The sequence below is a fragment of the Aeromonas sp. 159 genome (assembly GCF_963862045.1).
Lineage (GTDB): Bacteria > Pseudomonadota > Gammaproteobacteria > Enterobacterales > Aeromonadaceae > Aeromonas > Aeromonas veronii.
In genome coordinates this window covers 60,189-80,978 of record NZ_CAWLMI010000033.1, presented here as the reverse complement: position 1 = coordinate 80,978, position 20,790 = coordinate 60,189, and the positions used below count along the sequence as shown (strand labels likewise).

Annotated in this window: 19 protein-coding genes and 1 pseudogene; 9 read left to right on the top strand and 11 right to left on the bottom strand. The window is 56.9% G+C overall.

The annotated features are described in order from the left end of the window. Positions 1 to 3 precede the first annotated feature (3 nt). The 4 genes from AACR14_RS07200 to AACR14_RS07185 all read left to right on the top strand — a co-directional run bounded on the left by AACR14_RS07200 (position 4) and on the right by AACR14_RS07185 (position 2,520). Entirely contained in the window at positions 4 to 1,185 is a 1,182-nt protein-coding gene (locus AACR14_RS07200; protein WP_005359180.1) for a dicarboxylate/amino acid:cation symporter, read from the top strand. Between the two features lie 223 nt (positions 1,186 to 1,408). Next, positions 1,409 to 1,723 carry a DUF134 domain-containing protein gene (locus tag AACR14_RS07195; protein WP_019445669.1) on the top strand — a complete coding sequence of 105 codons (315 nt, stop codon included), beginning with the start codon at positions 1,409 to 1,411 and terminating at the stop codon, positions 1,721 to 1,723. Continuing rightward, positions 1,720 to 2,295, top strand: coding sequence for a NifB/NifX family molybdenum-iron cluster-binding protein (locus AACR14_RS07190; protein ID WP_019445668.1), 576 nt, complete (start codon positions 1,720 to 1,722; stop codon positions 2,293 to 2,295). The genes AACR14_RS07195 and AACR14_RS07190 overlap by 4 nt, the downstream gene beginning before the upstream one ends. Positions 2,296 to 2,334: 39 nt before the next feature. Continuing rightward, positions 2,335 to 2,520 carry a hypothetical protein gene (locus AACR14_RS07185; protein ID WP_005350263.1) on the top strand — a complete coding sequence of 62 codons (186 nt, stop codon included), beginning with the start codon at positions 2,335 to 2,337 and terminating at the stop codon, positions 2,518 to 2,520. Positions 2,521 to 2,684: 164 nt separating this feature from the next. Here AACR14_RS07185 and AACR14_RS07180 read toward each other — a convergent pair whose 3' ends face one another. Next, on the bottom strand, positions 2,685 to 3,809 hold the full coding sequence (locus AACR14_RS07180; protein WP_019445667.1) for an HD-GYP domain-containing protein: 1,125 nt from the start codon (positions 3,807 to 3,809) through the stop codon (positions 2,685 to 2,687). Between the two features lie 292 nt (positions 3,810 to 4,101). Between AACR14_RS07180 and rimO the strand changes: the two genes are divergently transcribed. Further along, a complete protein-coding gene (rimO, locus tag AACR14_RS07175) occupies positions 4,102 to 5,430 on the top strand; it encodes a 30S ribosomal protein S12 methylthiotransferase RimO (RefSeq protein WP_019445666.1) in 1,329 nt (442 codons plus the stop codon). 80 nt (positions 5,431 to 5,510) lie between these two features. Here rimO and AACR14_RS07170 read toward each other — a convergent pair whose 3' ends face one another. Together AACR14_RS07170 and AACR14_RS07165 are read right to left on the bottom strand one after the other, a co-directional pair. Beyond that, positions 5,511 to 6,089 (bottom strand): DUF1349 domain-containing protein, encoded by a 579-nt coding sequence (locus AACR14_RS07170; RefSeq protein WP_019445665.1) that lies wholly within the window; start codon positions 6,087 to 6,089, stop codon positions 5,511 to 5,513. A 225-nt stretch (positions 6,090 to 6,314) separates the two neighbouring features. After that, complete coding sequence (locus tag AACR14_RS07165; RefSeq protein WP_019445664.1) at positions 6,315 to 6,692, bottom strand: hypothetical protein; 378 nt, start codon at positions 6,690 to 6,692, stop codon at positions 6,315 to 6,317. Between the two features lie 529 nt (positions 6,693 to 7,221). Between AACR14_RS07165 and AACR14_RS07160 the strand changes: the two genes are divergently transcribed. After that, complete coding sequence (locus tag AACR14_RS07160) at positions 7,222 to 8,448, top strand: hypothetical protein (RefSeq protein ID WP_156808788.1); 1,227 nt, start codon at positions 7,222 to 7,224, stop codon at positions 8,446 to 8,448. Between the two features lie 616 nt (positions 8,449 to 9,064). Here the strand turns inward: AACR14_RS07160 and thrC are convergent. From thrC to AACR14_RS07140, 4 genes are all read right to left on the bottom strand, one after another. Beyond that, positions 9,065 to 10,339, bottom strand: coding sequence for a threonine synthase (thrC, locus tag AACR14_RS07155; RefSeq protein WP_019445662.1), 1,275 nt, complete (start codon positions 10,337 to 10,339; stop codon positions 9,065 to 9,067). Beyond that, entirely contained in the window at positions 10,336 to 11,316 is a 981-nt protein-coding gene (gene thrB / locus AACR14_RS07150) for a homoserine kinase (RefSeq protein ID WP_026034959.1), read from the bottom strand. The genes thrC and thrB overlap by 4 nt, the downstream gene beginning before the upstream one ends. 2 nt (positions 11,317 to 11,318) lie before the next feature. Continuing rightward, entirely contained in the window at positions 11,319 to 13,778 is a 2,460-nt protein-coding gene (thrA, locus tag AACR14_RS07145) for a bifunctional aspartate kinase/homoserine dehydrogenase I (protein WP_019445660.1), read from the bottom strand. A gap of 250 nt (positions 13,779 to 14,028) precedes the next feature. Continuing rightward, positions 14,029 to 14,736, bottom strand: coding sequence for a tRNA/rRNA methyltransferase (locus tag AACR14_RS07140; RefSeq protein WP_019445659.1), 708 nt, complete (start codon positions 14,734 to 14,736; stop codon positions 14,029 to 14,031). A 206-nt stretch (positions 14,737 to 14,942) separates the two neighbouring features. Between AACR14_RS07140 and aceK the strand changes: the two genes are divergently transcribed. After that, the gene (aceK, locus tag AACR14_RS07135; RefSeq protein ID WP_019445658.1) at positions 14,943 to 16,670 is read left to right on the top strand and encodes a bifunctional isocitrate dehydrogenase kinase/phosphatase; all 1,728 of its coding nucleotides are present in this window, start codon (positions 14,943 to 14,945) and stop codon (positions 16,668 to 16,670) included. 79 nt (positions 16,671 to 16,749) lie between these two features. Here the strand turns inward: aceK and tesB are convergent, their stop codons facing one another. Next, on the bottom strand, positions 16,750 to 17,616 hold the full coding sequence (tesB, locus tag AACR14_RS07130) for an acyl-CoA thioesterase II (protein WP_019445657.1): 867 nt from the start codon (positions 17,614 to 17,616) through the stop codon (positions 16,750 to 16,752). A 190-nt stretch (positions 17,617 to 17,806) separates the two neighbouring features. Between tesB and AACR14_RS07125 the strand changes: the two genes are divergently transcribed. Further along, positions 17,807 to 18,535 carry a transporter substrate-binding domain-containing protein gene (locus AACR14_RS07125; RefSeq protein ID WP_019445656.1) on the top strand — a complete coding sequence of 243 codons (729 nt, stop codon included), beginning with the start codon at positions 17,807 to 17,809 and terminating at the stop codon, positions 18,533 to 18,535. A gap of 155 nt (positions 18,536 to 18,690) precedes the next feature. On the opposite strand, the pseudogene AACR14_RS07120 reads toward AACR14_RS07125, so the two are convergent. Next, a pseudogene (locus AACR14_RS07120) lies at positions 18,691 to 19,170 on the bottom strand (23S rRNA pseudouridine(2605) synthase RluB); the annotation flags it as partial. A 139-nt stretch (positions 19,171 to 19,309) separates the two neighbouring features. On the opposite strand from AACR14_RS07120, the gene AACR14_RS07115 reads away from it, so the two are divergent. Then, positions 19,310 to 19,546 (top strand): hypothetical protein, encoded by a 237-nt coding sequence (locus AACR14_RS07115; protein WP_192811949.1) that lies wholly within the window; start codon positions 19,310 to 19,312, stop codon positions 19,544 to 19,546. A gap of 393 nt (positions 19,547 to 19,939) precedes the next feature. Here AACR14_RS07115 and AACR14_RS07110 read toward each other — a convergent pair whose 3' ends face one another. Then, complete coding sequence (locus AACR14_RS07110) at positions 19,940 to 20,398, bottom strand: transposase (RefSeq protein WP_019445655.1); 459 nt, start codon at positions 20,396 to 20,398, stop codon at positions 19,940 to 19,942. 163 nt (positions 20,399 to 20,561) lie between these two features. Next, positions 20,562 to 20,789 (bottom strand): hypothetical protein, encoded by a 228-nt coding sequence (locus AACR14_RS07105; protein WP_041201855.1) that lies wholly within the window; start codon positions 20,787 to 20,789, stop codon positions 20,562 to 20,564. Position 20,790 lies beyond the last annotated feature (1 nt).

Genomic DNA, 20,790 nt, shown 5'->3' with positions numbered 1-20,790 from the left:
CTTATGAAACTTGTCCTGAAACTCATTGCTGGCATCCTTGCCGGTCTCTTGCTCGGTCTCTACGCCCCTGAGTGGGTGGCGCGCGTGCTGTTTACGGCCAAGACAGTGATAGGTCAGCTGATCACCTTCACCATTCCGCTCATCATTCTGTTCTTTATCATGAGCGGCATCGCCAGCCTGCCGAAAAACTCCGGCAAGCTGCTGGGCAAAACCGTGGCCCTCTCCTACTGCTCCACCATTCTGGCGGGGCTGTTCGCCTTTACCGTGGCGAGCCACCTGATCCCGCAGTTCACCACCGCCGCCGAGCCCACCACGGCCACGGCTATCAAGCTCGCCTCCTACGTCAATCTGGAGATCCCGCCGCTGTTTGGCGTGATGTCGGCACTGGCCGCCGCCTTCGTGTTCGGCATCGGCATCAGCGCCACCCAGGCCACCGATCTGCGCCGGGTCGCCGATCAGGGTCGTGACATCATCGACCGCCTGCTGGCCAAGGTGATCATCCCGCTGCTGCCGTTTTACATCGCCGGCGTCTTCGTCGAGATGACGGTGGAAGGCACCGTATTCGCCACCCTGAAAACTTTCGGCGTGGTACTGGTGATGGCGATCCTGATGCACTGGATCTGGCTCTCCGTGCTGTTCGTGGGCACCGGTCTGGCCCTTGGCCGCTCGCCGGCCCAGCTCATCAAGAACATGCTGCCCGCCTACTTTACTGCGCTGGGGACCATGTCGAGCGCCGCCACCATTCCAGTCGCCCTGCAGTCGAGCAAGAACAACGGGGTGAGCGACGGTATCGCCAACTTCACCGTACCGCTGTGCGCCACCATTCACCTCTGTGGCTCCACCATTACCCTGGTCACCTGTGCCACCGCGGTGATGTTCCTCTCCGAGCATCTGGCCATTCCGGGCATCGAGACCATGCTCCCCTTCATCATGATGCTGGGGGTGATCATGATCGCCGCACCGGGCGCGCCGGGTGGTGGCGTGATGTCGGCGCTGGGCCTGCTCACCTCCATGCTCGGCTTTGGTGAAGCCTCCATCGCCCTGATGATCGCACTCTATCTGGCGCAAGACAGCTTCGGCACCGCCTGCAACGTCACCGGTGACGGCGTGATTGCCCTGTGGGCGGATCGCTTCGCCAACGGTAGCGAGAGCGCAGCTCCTGTGGCCGAGGCCGAACAGGCGTAAACTCGCCGGGATTGCCCGACCATCCTCTGCAAAACCGCAGGCCCGAACCATGTTCGGGCCTGCGTCGTTTCTGCCACCTTCACTGCTTTTGTACGTATTCCTCCTCCCTCTCTTTACCCCCCTCTGCCGTAAACAGCATTCGCGCAGCTCTCTACACCCGACAAAATTATTGGCATATGCCACATATGAGCGTATAAATGGCTTATGCCAATTAGGAGCCACCATGCCAAGACCCAAGATTGTCCGCCAGATCTGTGGCCGCCCCGCCAACAGCTGCTTCAAACCCAACGGCCGCCCCATGCATCAGCTGGAGCAGGTCACGCTGGCCCCTGACGAGTTTGAGGCACTGCGCCTCGTCGACCTTCAAGGAATGCAGCAGCAGGAGGCCGCCCTGGTGATGGGGGTTTCCCGCCAGACCCTGGCCAATATCCTGAAAAAAGGGCGCTACAAGGTGGTGGAGTGTCTGAGTCTGGGCAAGGCATTGATGATGCACACCGCCGAGCCCGACCACCAAACCAGTGGAGAAGAGCCGACATGAATGCTGTCACAACCATGACCACCAACCCCTGCAACAGCGCCCTGATGCTGAGTCAGGGGTTGCTGGCTGGCCACTTTACCCGTGCCGAGCAGCTGCAAATTCTTAACCCCGAAGGGAACGTCATCACCACCCTGACCAACCCGGCCGCCGCCGAAGGCTGCCACGGCAAGCAAGCGCTGCTCGACGCCCTCGCCCATCATCAGGTGGGTCAGGTGGTGGTGCGCAATATCGGCGAGCGGATGCTGAGTCGCCTGCTGGCGGCCAATATCCGGGTGCTGCAGTGTCGCTCTGCCCGCCTGCCGCTGCCCGCGCTGCTAGCCCCCACCAATTTGCAACCTCTTACCGAGGCAAGTCAGGGCCGTCCGTCTCGTCGTCATCAGAGCAAGGCGACTATCCGTGCCATCCAGCCCGTCGGCGCAGGCCACCCCCATTGTCACGGTGGTTGCAACAGTGGCTCCGATCACTGTTGCGCCAGTAGTGGCAATCAGGCAGAGAGCTCACGACAAGGCCATACTTGTTGCCACGGCAGTGAAGGCGCCAACCAGCAGGGCGGTTGCTGCCATCATCACTGATGCCATCGCCGTGCATGTCATCATCAAGGAGAAGAGATCATGTCCATCTGGTTGTTGAGCCTGCTCGCCTCGTTCGTGTTGATCCTGGCCATGGGCACCATCATCTGGTGGCGCCAATACCAGCTTGCCCAGAAACGGGAAGATAAAGAGGTACGCCCCTGTGGCTGCTCCAGCGCCTGCGCGGATCACCTCTATCAGATCAGCGAGCCGGCGCCCAAAAAGTAACCTGAGCGCAAACGCCATAGCCGCAGAGATAAGGTCGGCAAAATAAGGGCGCGTGGAATCGAGAGGCGCATAAAAGAGAGGGGGCACCTGCTGGTACCCCCTCTCTATTTACTCCTCGCCATACTTGAACCGCCTCTTTCCCCCCTTACGCTCATCACACGCGCTCAACCCGGCTCGGCGCCACTGGCCGCCACGCTCGCAGTGCAGGCCGGATCCTGATACTGCTGATAGATGGCATAAAACTCGGCCTTGTTGTGCAGGGCTGCGGCAACGCAGGCGGGATCAAACTGGCTGCCGGCATGCTCCTCCAGATAGGCAAACGCCGTCTCGAACGGCCATGCCTTCTTGTAGGGGCGCTCGCTGGTAAGGGCATCAAACACATCGGCCACCGTCACGATGCGCGCCGCCAGCGGGATCGCCTCCCCCGCCAGCCCCAGCGGATAGCCGGTGCCGTCGAAACGCTCGTGATGGCTGGCGATGATATTGGTAAGCATATCGGTATGATGAATGCCATCGAGACCAAACTCGTTGATCATCAGGCTGATCATCTCCCGCCCCTTGCCGGGGTGGATCTTCATGATCTCGAACTCTTCCGGGGTCAGCTTGCCCGGCTTGAGCAAAATGGCGTCCGGCACCGCGATCTTGCCGATGTCGTGCAGCTCGGAGAAGAGGTAGATAAACTCCACCTCCTCATCGCTCAGCCCGCTGGTCGGGGCCAGCGTCTTGGCGATCAGCCGGGAGTAGGCCGACATCCGGTGCAGATGGTTGGCGGTCTCCTCATCCCGATAGCGGCTAAACTCCCGCGCCGTGGTCAGCGCGCCGCCAAGGGTCTGGATGGAGAAAAACTCCACCGCAATGATGGCCGAGAGCGCCTGGGCATATGCCGACAGCTCGCTGCGGATCGGCTCCTCGAAATATCCCGGCTCCATGGCATCGCAAAACAGAAAGCCAAACAGCTTGCTGTTGAACAGCAGCGGCTCGGTATAGCTGGAGGCATAACCCGCCTCCAGTACCTTGCGGCTGTGCTCCGACGCAGAGCCACGCAGGGCATCCAGATTGCTGAGCACCCGGGGCTGCTTGTGCTCCGCCAGATAACTCAGGGAGGGAACATCGCTCAGCTTCACCTCATACTGCACCAGCGGCGAGGGCCCCTCGGTGCTGTGGGCAAAGGTCTTGAGCTGATCGGTATGGGGATCGTAAATCGCGATGGCCACCCGACTCAGCTTGTCAAAGCGCTGCCTGAGCGTGGCATGTACACTCTGCATTTTTTCGCCAAATGAACTTTCCATCGCCTTCTCCAACGGGTTCCCGTACCGGGAGTATAGTGACTCCCGGTGCTCTCCTCTCTGTCACCAAATCAATATTGAGAGGAAAATCAACAAAGCAACATCCCCACAACCAACCCGCATGGCAGAGGCAATAGCCCTACCAAGGGCGCGCCATCAACGGCTGTTGGTGCGGCGCAATCTTGCCTGGTCGGAGATATTGTTCGGTTCTGCCATGCTGGCTGTATAGTTTTTGGTTAACCATTCCGGTAAAATCCGCGCCCTTAAAGAAGAGCCACCTAAGAGTGATTGAGCGATGTCCAACACAAAACAGGCCCCCAAAGTAGGATTCGTCTCCTTGGGTTGCCCCAAAAACCTGGTCGATTCCGAACGCATCCTGACCCAGCTGCGTACCGAAGGGTACGATGTGGTGCCCAGCTATGACGATGCCGAGCTGGTCGTCGTCAACACCTGCGGCTTTATCGACAGCGCGGTGCAAGAGTCGCTGGAAGCGATCGGCGAAGCGCTGGCCGAGAACGGCAAGGTGATCGTCACCGGTTGCCTCGGCGCCAAAGAGAACCAGATCCGCGAGATCCACCCCAAGGTGCTCGAGATCACCGGCCCCCACGCCTACGAAGAGGTGCTGGGTCACGTCCACAAATATGTGGAGAAGCCGCAGCACAACCCCTTCACCAGTCTGGTACCGGCCCACGGCGTCAAGCTGACCCCGCGCCACTACGCCTATCTGAAGATTTCCGAAGGCTGCAACCACCGCTGCACCTTCTGCATCATCCCCTCCATGCGCGGGGATCTGGTGAGCCGCCCCATCGGCGACGTGCTGGCAGAAGCCAAGCGCCTGAAAGAGGCGGGCGTGAAGGAGCTACTGGTTATCTCCCAGGACACCTCCGCCTACGGCGTCGATGTGAAGCACCGCACCGGTTTCTACGACGGCATGCCGGTCAAGACCAGCATGGTCGCCCTGTGCGAAGAGCTGGCCAAGCTCGACATCTGGGTGCGCCTGCACTACGTCTACCCCTACCCGCACGTGGATGACGTCATCCCGCTGATGCGCGATGGCAAGATCCTGCCCTACCTCGATATTCCGTTGCAGCACGCCAGCCCGCGCATCCTGAAACTGATGAAGCGCCCGGGCACTGTCGAGCGCACCCTGGAGCGGATCCAGAAGTGGCGCGAGATCTGCCCGCAGATCACCCTGCGCTCCACCTTTATCGTCGGCTTCCCGGGCGAGACCGAGGAAGATTTCCAGATGCTGCTGGACTTTATTGACAAGGCAGAGCTGGATCGGGTCGGCTGCTTCAAATACAGCCCGGTCGAAGGGGCGCTGGCCAACGAGCTGCCGGATCCGGTACCGGAAGAGATTCAGGAAGAGCGCTTCCAGCGCTTTATGGAGCTGCAGCAGCAGGTCTCCACCCGCAAGCTGGCCCGCAAAGTGGGTCAGGAGATGACTGTCATCATCGACGAAGTGGATGAAGAGGGCGCCACTGGCCGCTCCTTTGCCGATGCACCGGAGATCGACGGTCTGGTCTACCTCAACGGCGAAACCGGCCTCAAGCCGGGCGACATGGTCAAGGTGCGGATCGATGAATCCGACGAATATGACCTGTGGGCCAGCCTGATCAGCTAATTGAGGCTCTACCAGCCAAATGAAAAAAGCGCCTGCGGGCGCTTTTTTATTGGCAGAATGTCGCAGGCAAAACCGCTGGCCTAGCTCAAATCATGGAGCGCCTTGCCAAGGGGCGGCGTGAGGCGCAGGTCAGAGAATCGCACCGCCAGCCCCTGCCGCTCCGGTGTGCAGCACATCACCCCGATAAAACAGCGTTCGCTTGGCGGGAACGGAGCGAGGCGCAGCAGCGGCCACACCTTGCCATCGGTGGAGTATTGCAAACGCAGGCAGTCCGCCAGCCGGGTCAGCCGCAGCCAGAAGCGGCGCGGATTGCCGGTGAAGATGCCGGTGGCCCAGTCAGAGCGCGGATTGGTCAGCACGCTGCCGATCATCGGCTGGGCATCGTTGTACTCGATCCCCGCTTTCAGCCAGTGCGCCTCGTCTTGCAGCATCAGCCCCGCCTGATCGTAGAGGGTAGTGAACTCCCCCTCGACGCAGACCTGAAAGGTAAACTCCCCCGCCACCTCGCAGCCATAGAGATGCCCGCTGTGGCGCTCGAAGCCATACCAGGTACTGCGCCAAAAATCGGTCTGCCGGTCTGTCACTACCTGCAAACCGTCGTCTGTCTGGTGCCACTCGGTCGGTTCATTGAGCCAGCGCCATTGCGTCCCTTCCATCATCCTGCTTTGCTCCCTTATCGCGCGTAATCCCGCACAAATGGAGCTCTCCAACGCCACGTTTGGTAACGGAAGGTCATGGCTGCGCCTCTGCGGAATCCATAAAAGGAGTCAATAGTGTCGCTATTACCGCCCCGATACAAGGCTTGTACGTTGCGCCATCTGTACGCCCCAAAAGCGCGGGGGGCCTTGATGGCCCCCCGCAAACACACCGGATGAGAAAATGCCTTACTTGGCGGTACTATCCTTCACGCATTTCTGGACAAAGCTGTTCTTGGCCGCGCCAGCCAGCTTCTTGTCGGCCGCCGCCTTCTCGCACTTGGCCTCCGGATCCACCGTCGCGTTCGTCTTCACGCACTTCTGGATAAAGCTGTTCTTGGCCGCTCCGGCCAGCTTCTTGTCGGCGGCCGCCTTCTCACACTCGCCGGTCGCGGCGCCAGCGGCATCTTTCACGCACTTGCCGACAAAGCTGGTCTTGGCGGCGCCATTAAGCTTTTTGGCTGCGGCCTGCGCCTCGCACTGCAACTGGGCTGCGTCGTTGGCAAAGACCGGATTGGCAAGCAGCACGCTGCCGCAGAGCAGGCCGAACAGGATGGTACGCTTCATGGGAGATCTCCTCTCTATCTGGTGATGTGTTTGCATGGTCATATTGGCATGACGATGTGTTGCAAATGGTTGTGATGGCAACAGCTGATTGTTGCCGCAGATCCCCCGCCTCGCCAGCTTGGGAGCGGAGCACAGAGCAACCATCGCCCGCACTATAGCGCCGATTGGAAGAGCGGGATTGCCCTCAGCCAGCCCTTCCCCGACGGCAAGTCTGCCCCCTACTTTCCTGCAACGTCTGCCAACCCCAATAAAATCAAGGGCCATGGGAATCCAGTACCCGGTCAGTGTTATTTGTTGAGTAGGCGCAAAAATGGCGATTTTTCTGATAGTTACGTCATTTTTTGACTGGAACGACCAGCCTCTATTGGATTATGATTGATATCTATTTACTAGATGGACTACAGCCATCGCCAATCGATGAAGCACTTTGTAATACTATGTTCAACTAGAGATTACTTTTTAAAATTCAAATTTATGCAACGAGTAAAATATAACCAATACAAATGGAAATCTAATGATATAAGTTTAAATGACATACCATCTTGACAACCATTCAAGTTCGCTTAATTTCAAACTAAAAACACTTCGTGTGAAATTAACTTTTAATTTTTTACGTGATAATCATAAAGTTAGGGGTTTTATGTTAGGACGATATGGCTACAAAATAATACTAGGTGTCACAGTAGTTTACATTCTAATGGGCATTATTTTTTTCCCATCTTGGTATGTGTCAGTTTTAACATACGGTGGTTTTGAAATGTTGTTTCATGAAATGCAAACCCGTTACCTCCTATGGAATTTGGGAGCGATAGCTATAGGTTTTGCTTTTTATTTTACCATACAACACATTGAAAATAATCATCACTCATTTTTCCAGAATCTTTTGTCAATTTATAGACACCAATATACTATAATTTTATTTTGGCTGCTGCTAATCACTGCTTTAACTCGCATTTTGACCACATATTTTGAACTGCAATCAGCAGAAAAATTCCAAAACATATCGAAATTAATAACAGAAATCCAACAAAACATTGAAAAGACTAATCTAATTAGCAATCCAATTGAAGTCATATACGTTAACAAGCAGAGCTTAAACAATTTATATTCACAGACTCAGCCAGAGCTAAATCTTATTGAGAGTGAAAAATCAAATAAAAATGCAAGCTCTATTGAGGGCGGATTTAATTTTAAAGACTTAATAAACCTAGATGGCAAAGATGAACAATCAGATGAAAATAAAAACAAATTCAAACCTAGGGAGTTAAGTGATGCAGAAAAAACGACAAAAATAATTAATTACTTGTCTAAAGACAATAAGCTAGCAACGGCAAAATCTTTGCATATAGAAAGTAAAGAATGGGGCAAGGTTGAGGATTCTATACGAGTATTTGACGCTTACGGAATAGAATATAACAAACAAAAAATAGAGTTGGTAAAGAAGAATCTCTCTGATGAGGCACTAAGAAGTAGAGCATCTGATACTTACAGTGTTAACGAATGGATATTACTTGACGGCGATATTGATGTAAAAACAACTACAGATTCTTTAAACTTCAACTATCCATACGTTCCATTAGCAACAGGGGGCGTTTCATTCATCTGTGATGTACCAACATCAGAGATGGATAAAAATGAACTGAGCATCCTAACTAAAGAAAATAAATGGAATATAAGAATATTCGGAAAGATAATACATGTAAAGCCAGGCCCAATAAAAACATATAGTATGAAATGCATTACGATATTTAGATAGTGATGAATTCACTTTGCATGATGAGAATTTTAACTACTTTCATTTCTGTCAAGTTGAAACAAGCTAAAACTAATAATCGCTTATTACCTTTCTGAAACCATGCCCCTTAGGGGGCATAACTAAATTCTACGTATACTAATTTCAGTTCATTTTTTCACCTTGAATTATGATGCATAGATGGGTTAGTCTGATAAAATTCAGCCTTTCTAAAGTGAGCTTTATTTGGATGCCGCCCAAATAAAAATAAAAACTTGACAAATCAAAATAAAAAAGTCCCTCTCATCTGAAAAAATTTTATTCCGTTTTAGCTACACCAACATCTCAATATATGGATGATATTACAAAAAGGTGAACCTAATAGTTTATGATGTTTTTGCTAGCCAACCTGACAATCCCTCCTTAATCTCTCAACTTCGAGTCTTTCTCTCCGATAACTGTGTACCCGCTTAAACTAACTCGGCTAGCGCTATCAAGAAATAGCGGCAGAGTATCTAAGTAATAAACTAATACAATCTGAAACCCGAACTTAATTCGCCACTCCCTTCCCAATCCAGACAATAAAAATCCCCCATTACCGGAGGATTTTTATTTCTATCGGTTATCTCAGCTCAGCAGCTTAACCCACCAAAAACGCCCTTAACCGGGCAAACTCAGCAGGCAAATTAACGGAGAGCAGCGGCAGCTCGGCATGCTTGGCCAACGGGCCGGGCAGCGGTACATCCAGATGCAAGATCTCGTCCACCGACTCCTTGAACTTGGCGGGATGGGCAGTGCAGAGGAACACCCCCACTTCATCCTCGGCAAGCTGTTCCCCCAGCAGATCCCAGGCAATGGCGCCGTGGGGTTCGCAGAGATAATCCAGCTGGTGCAGGCGTTTAAGGGCAGCGCGAGTCTGGGCGTCATCACGCATGCCGGAGCCCAAGGTCTCCAGCGCCCAGCCTTTGCGACGGCAGAGCTCCTCTACTCGCGGCCAGTTGTTGGGGCGGCTCACATCCATGGCGTTAGACAGGGTGGCCACTGTCTGGTGCGGCTCCCACTGACCGGTTTTCAGGTAGCGCGGCACTGTATCGTTGGCGTTGGTGGCGGCGATAAAGCGCTTCACCGGCAGCCCCAGCGCCTTGGCGATGAGACCTGCGGTGAGGTTGCCAAAGTTGCCGGACGGCACGCTGATCACCGCCTTGGCACGATCGGCTTTGGGCAACTGGGCCACTGCCTCGAAGTAGTAGCAAACCTGCGCCAGCAGACGGCTGATATTGATGGAGTTGGCGGAGTTGAGGCCAATGGCCTTTTTCAGCTCTTCGTCGTCAAAGGCCTGTTTTACCAGCGCCTGACAGGCATCGAAGTCGCCATCGATGGCGATGGTGCGGATATTGCCGCCGAGGGTGCAGAAGAGCTTCTCCTGCAAGGAGCTGATCTTGCCCTTGGGATAGAGGATCACCACCTCGATCCCCTCCAGCCCGTAGAAGGCGTGGGCCACGGCGGCGCCGGTGTCGCCGGAGGTGGCAGTGAGGATAGTGATCTTGTCGTTGGTTCTAAAGGCTGCGAGGCACTGGGCCATAAAGCGGCCGCCGAAATCCTTGAATGCCAGGGTCGGGCCGTGGAACAGCTCAAGGGCATAGGTGCCATCTTTGAGTTTCACCAGCGGCGCCGGGAAGGTGAAGGCGGCATTGATCAGCTCGCTCACCTTGGCTGCGGGCACTTCATCACCCAGCAGGTGGCTCAGGATGCGGGCAGTGCGTTCGGCCAGCGGCAGATCGAGCAGTGCATCGACATCGGCGAGCGGTTCGAGTTGTTCGGGGAAGAAGAGCCCCTGTTCGCGACCCAAGCCCTGACGCACCGCCTGCGCGAAGCTCACCTGTTCACTCTTGTCCTTGATATTGTAAAGATTCATAGCTCGCTTCCTGTTACCCGTGCCCCGGCCATGTCCAGTTTGCAGACCCGGGCAAATCCATCTTCGTTCTGCACGAAATGTGCTTCCATCCAATCCTTCATTCGCTCGGCCTGCGCCAGATCCTTCATCACCACAAACACGGTGGGGCCGGAGCCGGAGATGCCGGTGGCGAGCGCCCCGTTCTGGGCCGCCTGCGCCCGTACCTCGGCAAAGCCTTCGATCAGCGCCGCGCGGTAGGGCTCGGCAATCACGTCTTTCAAGACGCTGGCGGCCAATCCCTCTTGTCCGGTGTAGCTGGCGTGGACAAAGGCAGCCAGGCGGCGGCCATAGGTGAGGCAATCCTGACGGCGATATTGGGCCGGCAAAATGGCGCGGGCCGCGGCGGTAGAGACCACGGTGCCCGGGTAGCAGACCACCCAGTACCACTGATCGAACACCGGAATACCCTGGCTGATAACGCCCGCCTCCTCCACCACCAGCTGCATGCCACCCAGATAACAGGGGGCCACGTTGTCGTAGTGAACGGAGCCGGAGATCTTGCCTTCCATCTCCCCCATCAGCAGCAGCATGTCGTGCTCGTTGAGCGGCTCGCCGTGGAAGGCGTTGAGCCCTTCAAGGGCCGCCACCACGCTGCAGGCGCTGGAACCCAGACCCGAGCCGACCGGCAGGTTCTTTTCCAGCACCATTTCGAGCGGCTTGAGTTTAAGGCCGCGCTTCTCCAGCGCCTCGCCATAGGCGACCCAGCAGTCATGGAGGATATTCTTTTTCGGATCGTCCGGCAGCTTGTGGGCGTAGCGGCCCACGGATGAGAGGGCGAACGGCACGTCAGCCGCTTTTACCTGCACCCGATCGCCGAGCAGAGAGCCATCCACGGGGGCGAGCGCCGCCCCCAGTACATCGAATCCCACGCTCAGGTTGGCGCTGGAGGCGGGCGCGTAGGCGACGACGCTACTGCTCTGGTACATGTCTGAACTCATGCTTATAGCTCCTGCTTCCAGTTCTGGGTGCGCAGCACGTCGGCAAAGACGCCCGCCGCGGTCACTTCGGTACCGGCACCGTAGCCGCGCAGCACCAGCGGGATCGGCTGGTAGTAGGTGGAGAAGAAGGCGAGCGCGTTTTCCCCGTCTTTGACCTTGAACAGCGGCTCGTCGCCACCGACCGCCTTGATGGCCACCTTGCACTTGCCACCCTCGATGGAACCCACATAGCGCAGAACCTTGCCTTCACGCTGGGCGGCGGCGAACTGGTCGCGGAACCAGCCGTCGGCTTCGGGCAGGCGGGCCATAAAGGCTTCCACGTCGCCGCTCACATCAAAGCCGGGCGGCAGCGCCTGCTCGACTTCCACATCGGAGAGCTCCAGCGCCATGCCCGCCTCGCGAGCCAGAATGAGCAGCTTGCGCGCCACATCCATGCCGTTGAGATCGTCGCGGGGATCCGGCTCGGTAAAGCCGTTGCTGCGAGCGATCTTGGTGGCTTCAGAGAACGCCATCCCTTCATCCAGCTTGCCGAAGATAAAGGAGAGGGAACCGGACAGAATCCCGTCGAAAGCACGCAGCTTGTCACCGGCCTTGATCAGATTTTGCAGGTTCTCGATAACCGGCAGACCTGCGCCGACGTTAGTCTCGTACAGGAACTTGCGGCGAGTCTGGCGGGCAGTGCGACGCAGCGCCTTGTAGTAATCGAGCGAGCCGGTGTTGGCCTTCTTGTTCGGAGTCACCACATGGAAACCGGCGGCGAGGAAGTCGGCATACTGGACGGCAACCGCCTCGGAGGAGGTGCAGTCAACGATCACCGGGTTGATGATGTGGCTATCTTCCACCAGCTTTTTCACCCCTTCCAGCGAGAAGCTGTCGCGGGCTTCCACCAGCTGTTCGCGCCAGTTGGCGAGGTTCAGGCCATCCTTGTTGACCGCCATCTGGCGGCTGTTGGCGATGCCCACTACCCGCAGGCCAGTGCCCTGCTCGGCCAGTACCGGTTGCTGGCGGGCAATCTGATCCACCAGCGCGGCACCGACGCCGCCGACTCCGACCACAAAGAGATCGATAAACTGCTGGCTGCCAAAGAAGTTCTGGTGGCACGCCTTGATGGCTTCCGCCACCTTGCGATCCCGCACCACCGCCGAGATAGAGCGCTCGCTAGAGCCCTGCGCAATGGCGACGATGTTGATGGAGGCTTGCGCCAGCGAGGTGAAGAAGCGGGCCGCCATCCCCTTGCTGGTGCGCATGCCGTCACCGATCAGGGAGATGATCGCCAGATCGCTGATGATATCCAGCGGCTCCAGCAGCTGGTTTTTGAATTCCAGCTCGAACTCACGCTCCAGCACCTTGCGGGTCTTCTCACTGTCGTAGCTGTGGATACAGAAGCTGACGCTGTACTCGGAAGATGACTGGGTGATCAGCACGATACTGACCCCGGCGCGGGAGACGGCGGAGAAGATGCGACCGGCCATGCCGACCATCCCCTTCATGCCGGGACCGGAGACGTTGAACATGCACATGCCGGAGAGATCCGAGATGGCCTTCACTTTCAGGTCATCGTCGCCGCTCTCGGGGCCGATCAGGGTGCCCGGCCCTTGCGGGTTGAAGCTGTTCTTGATGAGGCAGGGAATATGGAACTGGGCCACCGGCGCGATGGTTTTCGGATGCAGCACCTTGGCGCCGAAGTAGGAGAGCTCCATCGCCTCCTTGTAGGAGAGGGTTTTCAGCAAGTAGGCATCCGGCACCAGACGGGGGTCGCAGCTGTAACAGCCTTCGACGTCAGTCCAGATCTCGCAGCACTCGGCATCGACGCAGGCAGCCAGCACGGCGGCGGAGTAGTCGGAGCCGTTACGACCCAGCAGCACGGTCTCGCCCTTGTCGCTGCCACCGGTAAAGCCCGGCATCAGGTAGAGGCAATCGCTACGCAGCCCCTTGGCGGCAAAGCGCAGGCGGGAGGCTTCAATATCGACGTGCGCTTCCAGATAACCGCCGTCGGTGACCAGCAGCTCTTCCGGTACGATCAGCTCCAGATCCAGACCGCGCACCCGCAGCAGCTCGTGCATAAAGGCGATGGAGAGGTTCTCGCCACGGCTCAGAATGCGCGCCTGCACGTTGTCCGGGCAGAGGCCCAGCAGACGGATGCCCTGCATCAGGCGCTCCACCTGATCCAGCTCGGCGGTGAGACGGGCCAGCAGCGCCTTGTCATCGAGCGCCGGATAGGCTGCCTTCAACCCGGCCAGCAGTCGGGAGAAGATACCGTTCACTTCAAACAGGGTGGAACTGGCATCCATGCCGCGACTGGTCTGTTCCACCAGCGCCACCAGATGATTGGTCACCTTGGCAGGTGCAGAGAGCACCAGGGCTACCTGAGATTGGCCGTGGGTGTTGACCGCGATATCGGCCACCCGTAAAAAACGCTCTGCATCGGCCAGTGAAGACCCGCCAAATTTCAACACTCTCATCGCTTTCTCTCCCTGTAAATCTATGAAATTCAATCTAAAAACCAATCCAACAAAAAGGCCCGTACTGGGTGGGTACGGGCCTTTTCTGATTTCTGTGCTTGTTCGTCAGCGCATCAACCGGCCCCAGTGCCACCTGTGGTGGTACCGGTAATAATGGTGGTGGTGATGACGTTGGTGAATAACTGCATGACGAACACTCGTTGACGAAGGTGGCTTTTAGCAATACCGCGGCGGGCGATGGGCTGTCAACTTAAACCTCTTTGCCAAGTTTGCGCGCAAGGTCTTTGCAGAGCAGGTGGAGCATGTTCAAATCCCGCTGCGGCAGCATGGGCACCCGGTCCATCACCCATTGATGCAGTTTTTCATCCTGCGAAACTCCGAGTTCACCCAGCAATTCTGCTGTTTTGCTTTTCAGCACCCGAACCTGTCCGGCGTTATCAAAATTTTCTGCTACCGCAGCGCCGCCGTCAGCGTTCAGCTCATCCATCAGCTGACTCATCTCGTAGGCGTAGAGCATGATCGCCTGCCCCAGATTGAGGGACGGGTAGCTCACCTTGAGCGGCAGATAGCTGATGAGATCGACCTCGGCCAGCTGCTCGTTAGAAAGCCCCGACTCCTCGCAGCCAAAAACGATGGCGACCTTGCCGAGGGAAGGCTTGCTGCGGATCTGCTCGCGGATCTCCCCCGGCGTGAGGTAGTGCTGGTAGCGACCACGCTCACGGGCGGTGGTGGCGATCACCAGATCCATGTCGGCCAGCGCCTCGGGCAAAGTCTCGAACGCTTCGGCCTGAGTCAGGATCTCCTGGGCGCCGTGGGCCACCCAGCTCGCCTCCTCCTCTTCGTGTACCCGGCTCGCCACCAGTCGCATGGCATCGAATCCCATGGTTTTCATGGCGCGGGCAGCCGCCCCCACGTTCGCAGGTCGGGCAGGTGCCACCAGGACAAAATAGAGCTTCATCGGGTTTCCTCACAGGCCGGACGGCCTCTCAAACAGACAGCAAACAGTCGCTAAACCATCACCAAAACAGGGGCGCAATCTACCGTTTATCCCCGAAAATTGCCACTTGAACAGACGTTTGAATGTTGCGATAGTGGCCTGACGTGTGAACAAATTACACCCAATCCTTCGCGCTATCGGCCCGACAGATCACAAGGAAGAGAGAGATGCAGCAGCCATTGGAACAGGCCGTCGCCGAGACTATCTTGCAACGCTTCGAGTCGTTTTACAGCCGGTTTCTCGAGATAACCCAGGGTAGCAAGAGCCGCTTCGAGAACAGTGACTGGCTGGGGGTGCAGCTCGCCGGGCGCGAGCGAATTCGCCTCTATGACCACCATGTGGGGGCCACCGCCAGCTCCATCCGCCAGATGATGGGGGAGCACCACGCCACCCAGGAGCTGCTCAAGCGGGTCAAAAGTGCCTTCAGCGATCTGCTGCCCCGTTGTGACAACTTCGAGGTGGCGGAGTCCTTCTTCAACTCCGTCTATAGGCGGATCTTTCGCCATCGCAATATCCGCGACGAGAACCTCTATATCCACCCCTTTGTCAGCCGTGGCGACAAACCCGATCTCAGCGCCCTGCTGCGCATCTATCGCACCGATCTGGCCCATCTGCCGCAGACCTTGAGCCAGCTTTTGGGGGATTACAGCTTCACCCTCCCCTACGAGGACAAACAGCGGGATATTGTCGACATCCACCGCCATCTTGCGGAGAACGGCCCACAAATACTCCATGATGAGCCGTTTGCCATCGAGCTGCTCAAAGAGGTGTTCTACCGCAACAAGGGGGCCTATCTGGTGGGGCTGATCCGGGTAAAAGATCAGGTCTTCCCCTTTATCCTGCCCCTGCTCAGCACCGGCCACAGCATCTATGTGGACACGGTGATCTTCGAGCCGGATCTCGCCTCCATCGTGTTTGGCTTCGCCCGCGCCTACTTTATGGTCTATGCCCGCGAACCGGCGCTGTTTGTCGCCTTCCTGCGCCAGATCATGCCCCACAAGCCCGATTACGAGATCTACAACGCCATCGGCTGCCAGAAGCACGGCAAGACCGAGCTCTATCGCCACTACCGCCATCATCTGGCCCAGAGTCGGGATCAGTTCATCATCGCCCCCGGCATCAAGGGGATGGTGATGAGCGTGTTCACCCTCCCCTCCTACGATGTGGTGTTCAAGGTGATAAAAGACGAGTTCACTCCCCCGAAGGATGTGAGCCACGAGCAGGTGAAGGCAAAATACCGGCTGGTTAAACAGCACGATCGGGTGGGTCGGATGGCCGATACCCAGGAGTTCACCAACTTCGAGTTTCCCCTCGATCGCATCTCGCCCGAGCTCCTTGCCGAGCTCAAGACGGTGGCACCTTCTGCGCTCACCATCAGCGACGACAAGCTGGTGATCAAGCACCTCTATACCGAGCGCAAGATGATCCCCCTCAACCTCTATCTGGACAAGGCGGACGAGCAGCAGACCCGCCTTGCGCTGGAGGAGTACGGCAACGCCATCAAGCAGCTGGCGGCGGCCAACATCTTCCCGGGGGACATGCTGTTCAAGAACTTTGGCGTCACCCGTCACGGCCGGGTGGTCTTCTACGACTACGACGAGATCTGCTACATGACGGAGTGCAACTTCCGCCAGATCCCGCCGCCGCGCTACCCCGAGGATGAGTGGAGCGCCGAGCCCTGGTATTCGGTAGCCCCCAACGACATCTTCCCGGAGGAGTTCGCCACCTTCCTGCTGCAAAAGCCGCAGGTGCGCGAGATCATGTTGCAGTTGCACAAGGAGATGTTCGACGCCAACTACTGGAAGATGCTGCAGAGCAACATCAAGGTGGGGGTGTTCGAGGATGTCTATCCCTACCGGCGCAAGAAGCGCTTCAAGTACCAGCGCGGCGGCTGATCCCGCAGCGCCCGCCCACATCGCAGCAACGAAAACGGGGTGGCCCAAGCCACCCCGTTTTGCTATCCGCTTTGAGGCCTTAACTGCCGCGACGGCGGATCACCCCCTCCTGCATGGTGCTCGCCACCAGCATGCCATCACGGGTAAAGAACTGGCCGCGCACCAGACCGCGACCGCTGCTGGCGCTCGGGCTGTCTACCACGTAGAGCAGCCAGTCGTCGAAGCGGAAATCCCGGTGGAACCACATGGAGTGATCGATGGTGGCCACCTGCATATCCGGCTCCCAGTACGACACCCCGTGGGGCTGCAGCGAGGTGAGCAGGAAGTTGAAGTCGGAGGCGTAGGCCAGCAGGTATTTGTGCACCCGCAGATCGTCCGGCATCTGACCGTTGGCCTTGAACCAGACGTGACGCACCGGGTCCTGCACCGTCGGCCGAATAGGGTCGACCAGGGTCACCGGGCGCATCTCGATGGGCTGCTCGCAGAGGATCTTGTCGCGCAGGGAGGCCGGGATCAGGTTCTCGTAAGGGCGCACCAGCTCCAGCTCGCTCTTGAGCTCCTCCGGCGGGGTGATGCCGGTCGGCATCTGCGCCTGATGCTCGAAACCATCGGCCGGCACCTGAAATGAGGCGTTGAGATAGAAGATGGGCTTGCCGCCCTGAATCGCCTTGACCCGGCGGGTGGAGACGGTCTGGCCGTCACGGATATTCTCCACGTCATAGACGATGGGACGGGTCACATCCCCCGGACGCAGGAAGTAGGAGTGAAAACTGTGAACCTGACGGCCGGTCTCGACCGTCTGCTTGGCGGCTGACAAGGCCTGCCCCATTACCTGTCCGCCAAACACGGCCCGCAGACCGAGATCCTGGCTCTGGCCCCGAAACAGGCCCTCCTCGATTTTTTCCAGCGCCAGCAACGCCAGCAGCTCATCAAGTACCTTGCTCATCGTTCACTCCTCTGTCAGAGCCGCACAGGCTAACAAGCTCACCGGAGCAGAGCAACCGCCACAGCCCCTTCCGCCCGCCAAAGGGAACTTCAAGGGCCATACACCGCGACCAGTAGCATTTATCGAGTCTGTTTTTTCCCTGCCGAAACCGCTACGCTGTCAGCAATCGATAGAGGTGAGGTCACCCGCCATGCACATCCGTTATCCGGTAACGCCCTCTGCCACTTATCGACTCCGCTCGTCCCTTCGCCTTCGTGCCACCCTGTTTGCTCTTTCGCTGCTCCCGGCCGCCACTGTGCAGAGCGCGGTAATTATCACCGGCGAATTGCCCCCCTACTCTTCAGCGACGCTGGCCAATGGCGGCGAGCTGGCAAGCAAGGTGCTCACCACTCTCAAAGCGGCAGGCCACCCGGATCTGAGGGTCTCCTACCAGCCCTGGCCGAGAGGACTTAAAAACATCGAGCTGGGCAACGCCATCGCCGCCTTCCCCTTTACCTGGACCAACGAGCGCAGCAACACCCTGCTGTTCAGTACCCCCATAGCCTTCGATATCCAGTCCTGGTACACCACGCCCGACAAGAAGGGACTGGAATCCCCGCCCTGGCAGCAGAAAACCGCCTGCGTGCCCAAGGGGTGGTTCTCCGATGCTATCGAGCGGGTGACCATCGAGCAGAAGCTGGTCGTCAGAACCACCAACCGCCTCAACCAGTGTGTCGAACTGCTGAAAAAGGGCAAAGTCGATCTGGTGCCCATCAACGACACCTCGAAAAAGAACCTCTCGGAGGAGGACAACGCTGCCCTCTACCGCCTCTCGTTGTTTCGCCAGAACGTCACCTTCTATCTGGTCACCGCCCGCAATGAAGAGGGAGAGATGTTTATCCGCGACTTCAACAAAGAGTGGATGACACCGGCCAACTGAGGAGTGTGAGAGCAATCATTGCCATATGACCGGAGCCAGCCGGCAGCTGGAGGTCACCCGCTAGAGATGAAAAAGGCCCGCACCAGTTGGTGCGGGCCTTTGCTTGGCCGACTGTGCGCTATTTGACGGCGCGCAGTTCGCAACGGGTTGTCGGCTTACTTGCTGCCGGTGCCGGAGTTGCGGGTAGAGGCTTGCGGCTTGCGACGGGCGGTGGTGGCGCGAGCGCGCGGCTCTTTGCCCTGCATCTCTTTGTGACGCTACACGGCGCGACGGATCTGGGCGGCCTGCTTGTGACGGCTGGTTTTGCCATCTTGCTGCAGATCGACCTTGGATTCGGTCTCCGGCGGCAGGTTGACCAGACCGCGCAGGTAGTTCACTTCCGGCAGTTTCAGCTCTTGCCAGCCGCCGCGCGGGATGCCGCGGTCCAGCTTGACGTCACCGTAGCGGATCCGCATCAGGCGGCTCACCTGCACTTCCTGGGATTCCCACAGGCGGCGCACTTCACGGTTGCGACCTTCGGTCAGGGTGACGTTGAACCACTGGTTCAGACCCTCACCGCCAGCCGGTTTGATCTTGTTGAACTTGGCGGTGCCATCTTCCAGCTGCACTCCCTTGCGCAGACGCTGCAGCATAGCACAATTAGGATACAATTAGGATACAATTAGGATACAATTAGGATACAATTAGGATACAATTAGGATACAATTAGGATACAATTAGGACACCCACCTTTTGTAGCAAGCCACTATCGAACTGCTTGCAGGCATTATAAGGGTGTATGCATTCGAACTGATGCATGTAAAACTCGGCTGGCAGGAGAAATTTTCAGGTTTAGAAAGCAACGGCCCCTGCACAACCATTTACTGGACTATGTGCAATACCCAGAGCTATCAGCAGGGTAAACGCAAAGCAATCAAATCTGTGGTTGATGGCATCGCCGCTGGCCACAGTGGCGGGCAAACTGCTGGCATTGATCTCTGCCTCCCACCACTCTTATCCCTTGTCGCCTGAATAGCGCCACCTGTTTCAACCAGAGAACACCATCAAGGCCCAACCGTTCCAGAATGGGTCCAAGTTGAGCCGGAATATGACCCCGTTTGTCGGGCCGAATAGCACGGCCTGTCCAATCAACCAGCATCAGGTAGTCGGTGAAGGAATAGGGCAGTTCTTCAGGCTTCCCCTGGCTGGAAACGGCAGTAACAGTGGTGGCAAAACCTCAGGAGCAGCAGGCTCGTCAAGGCGCTGTTTGATACTGGTGTAGTCACTCTGCTCTGGCCGATCGGTCAACGCGGCTCGTATCGGATTGAGGTCAACATACGCCATACAGGCCAATAAGGCAGATTCGGTGAGCAAAGCCTGACTCTTGAAGCGGCCCTCCCAGAAATGGCCCTTGCAACTATCTTCCTAATTGGCCTGACGGGCCAGATTTTCATTGAGTAGCCGAATAAACCAGCTGATGGAGTGAAGCCGCTCTCGCCATTGGGTAAGCAATTGCTGCACAACAGCCAGTTCAGGCTCGATCAACATCTCCCCCTGATACCAACGCCTGACCAAATTCGGCCACTGGAAAAGCGCCGCCCAGCGCTCAGCCACCTCCCGCTCACTCCAGTTGGCCGCAGTATCTGGCTCCACCTTGAGCACCAGATGATAGTGATTGCTCATCACCGCGTAGGCACAAATGCCGATAGCAAACAGCCGCGACAGTTGCCCCAACTTGTCGACCACCCATTGGCGTCGATGCTCATAACTCTGGCCGGAGTGGGAATCCTCTCCGCACAGAAAAGCTCGCCGCACACAGCGACTGACCACGTGGTAGTAAGGCGTATCCTGCAAGCTGATTTGACGTGAACGGGCAATGGTCATGGCACATCCCTCAACGGTGACCTCTCAAGTCAACAACAGCACTACGCCTCTGTCAAAAAGGTGGGTGTCCCAGATTATCTCCAGATTATCTCCGATTATCTCCTACCATACTTATCTAACCAGTCTGTTATTTGTTTGTTTCAAAACTCACATATACTTTACCTCACTCTTTTTTTTCACTTTTTTTAAAGAGAGAGACAACAAAAACATATATTGATATCGATGTTCCCGCTATAAATCCAAATATAACACCCCGTTCAACCTCTCCTTTAGGAACAAGAAGCTCGCCTTCTTTAAAATAAAAAAAGATGGAGCTTACCCCTCCGATCAAAAAACATAAAAGGACACAAAAAAAACATGAGTAAAGCCATAACCCAAGATAATACTTCATT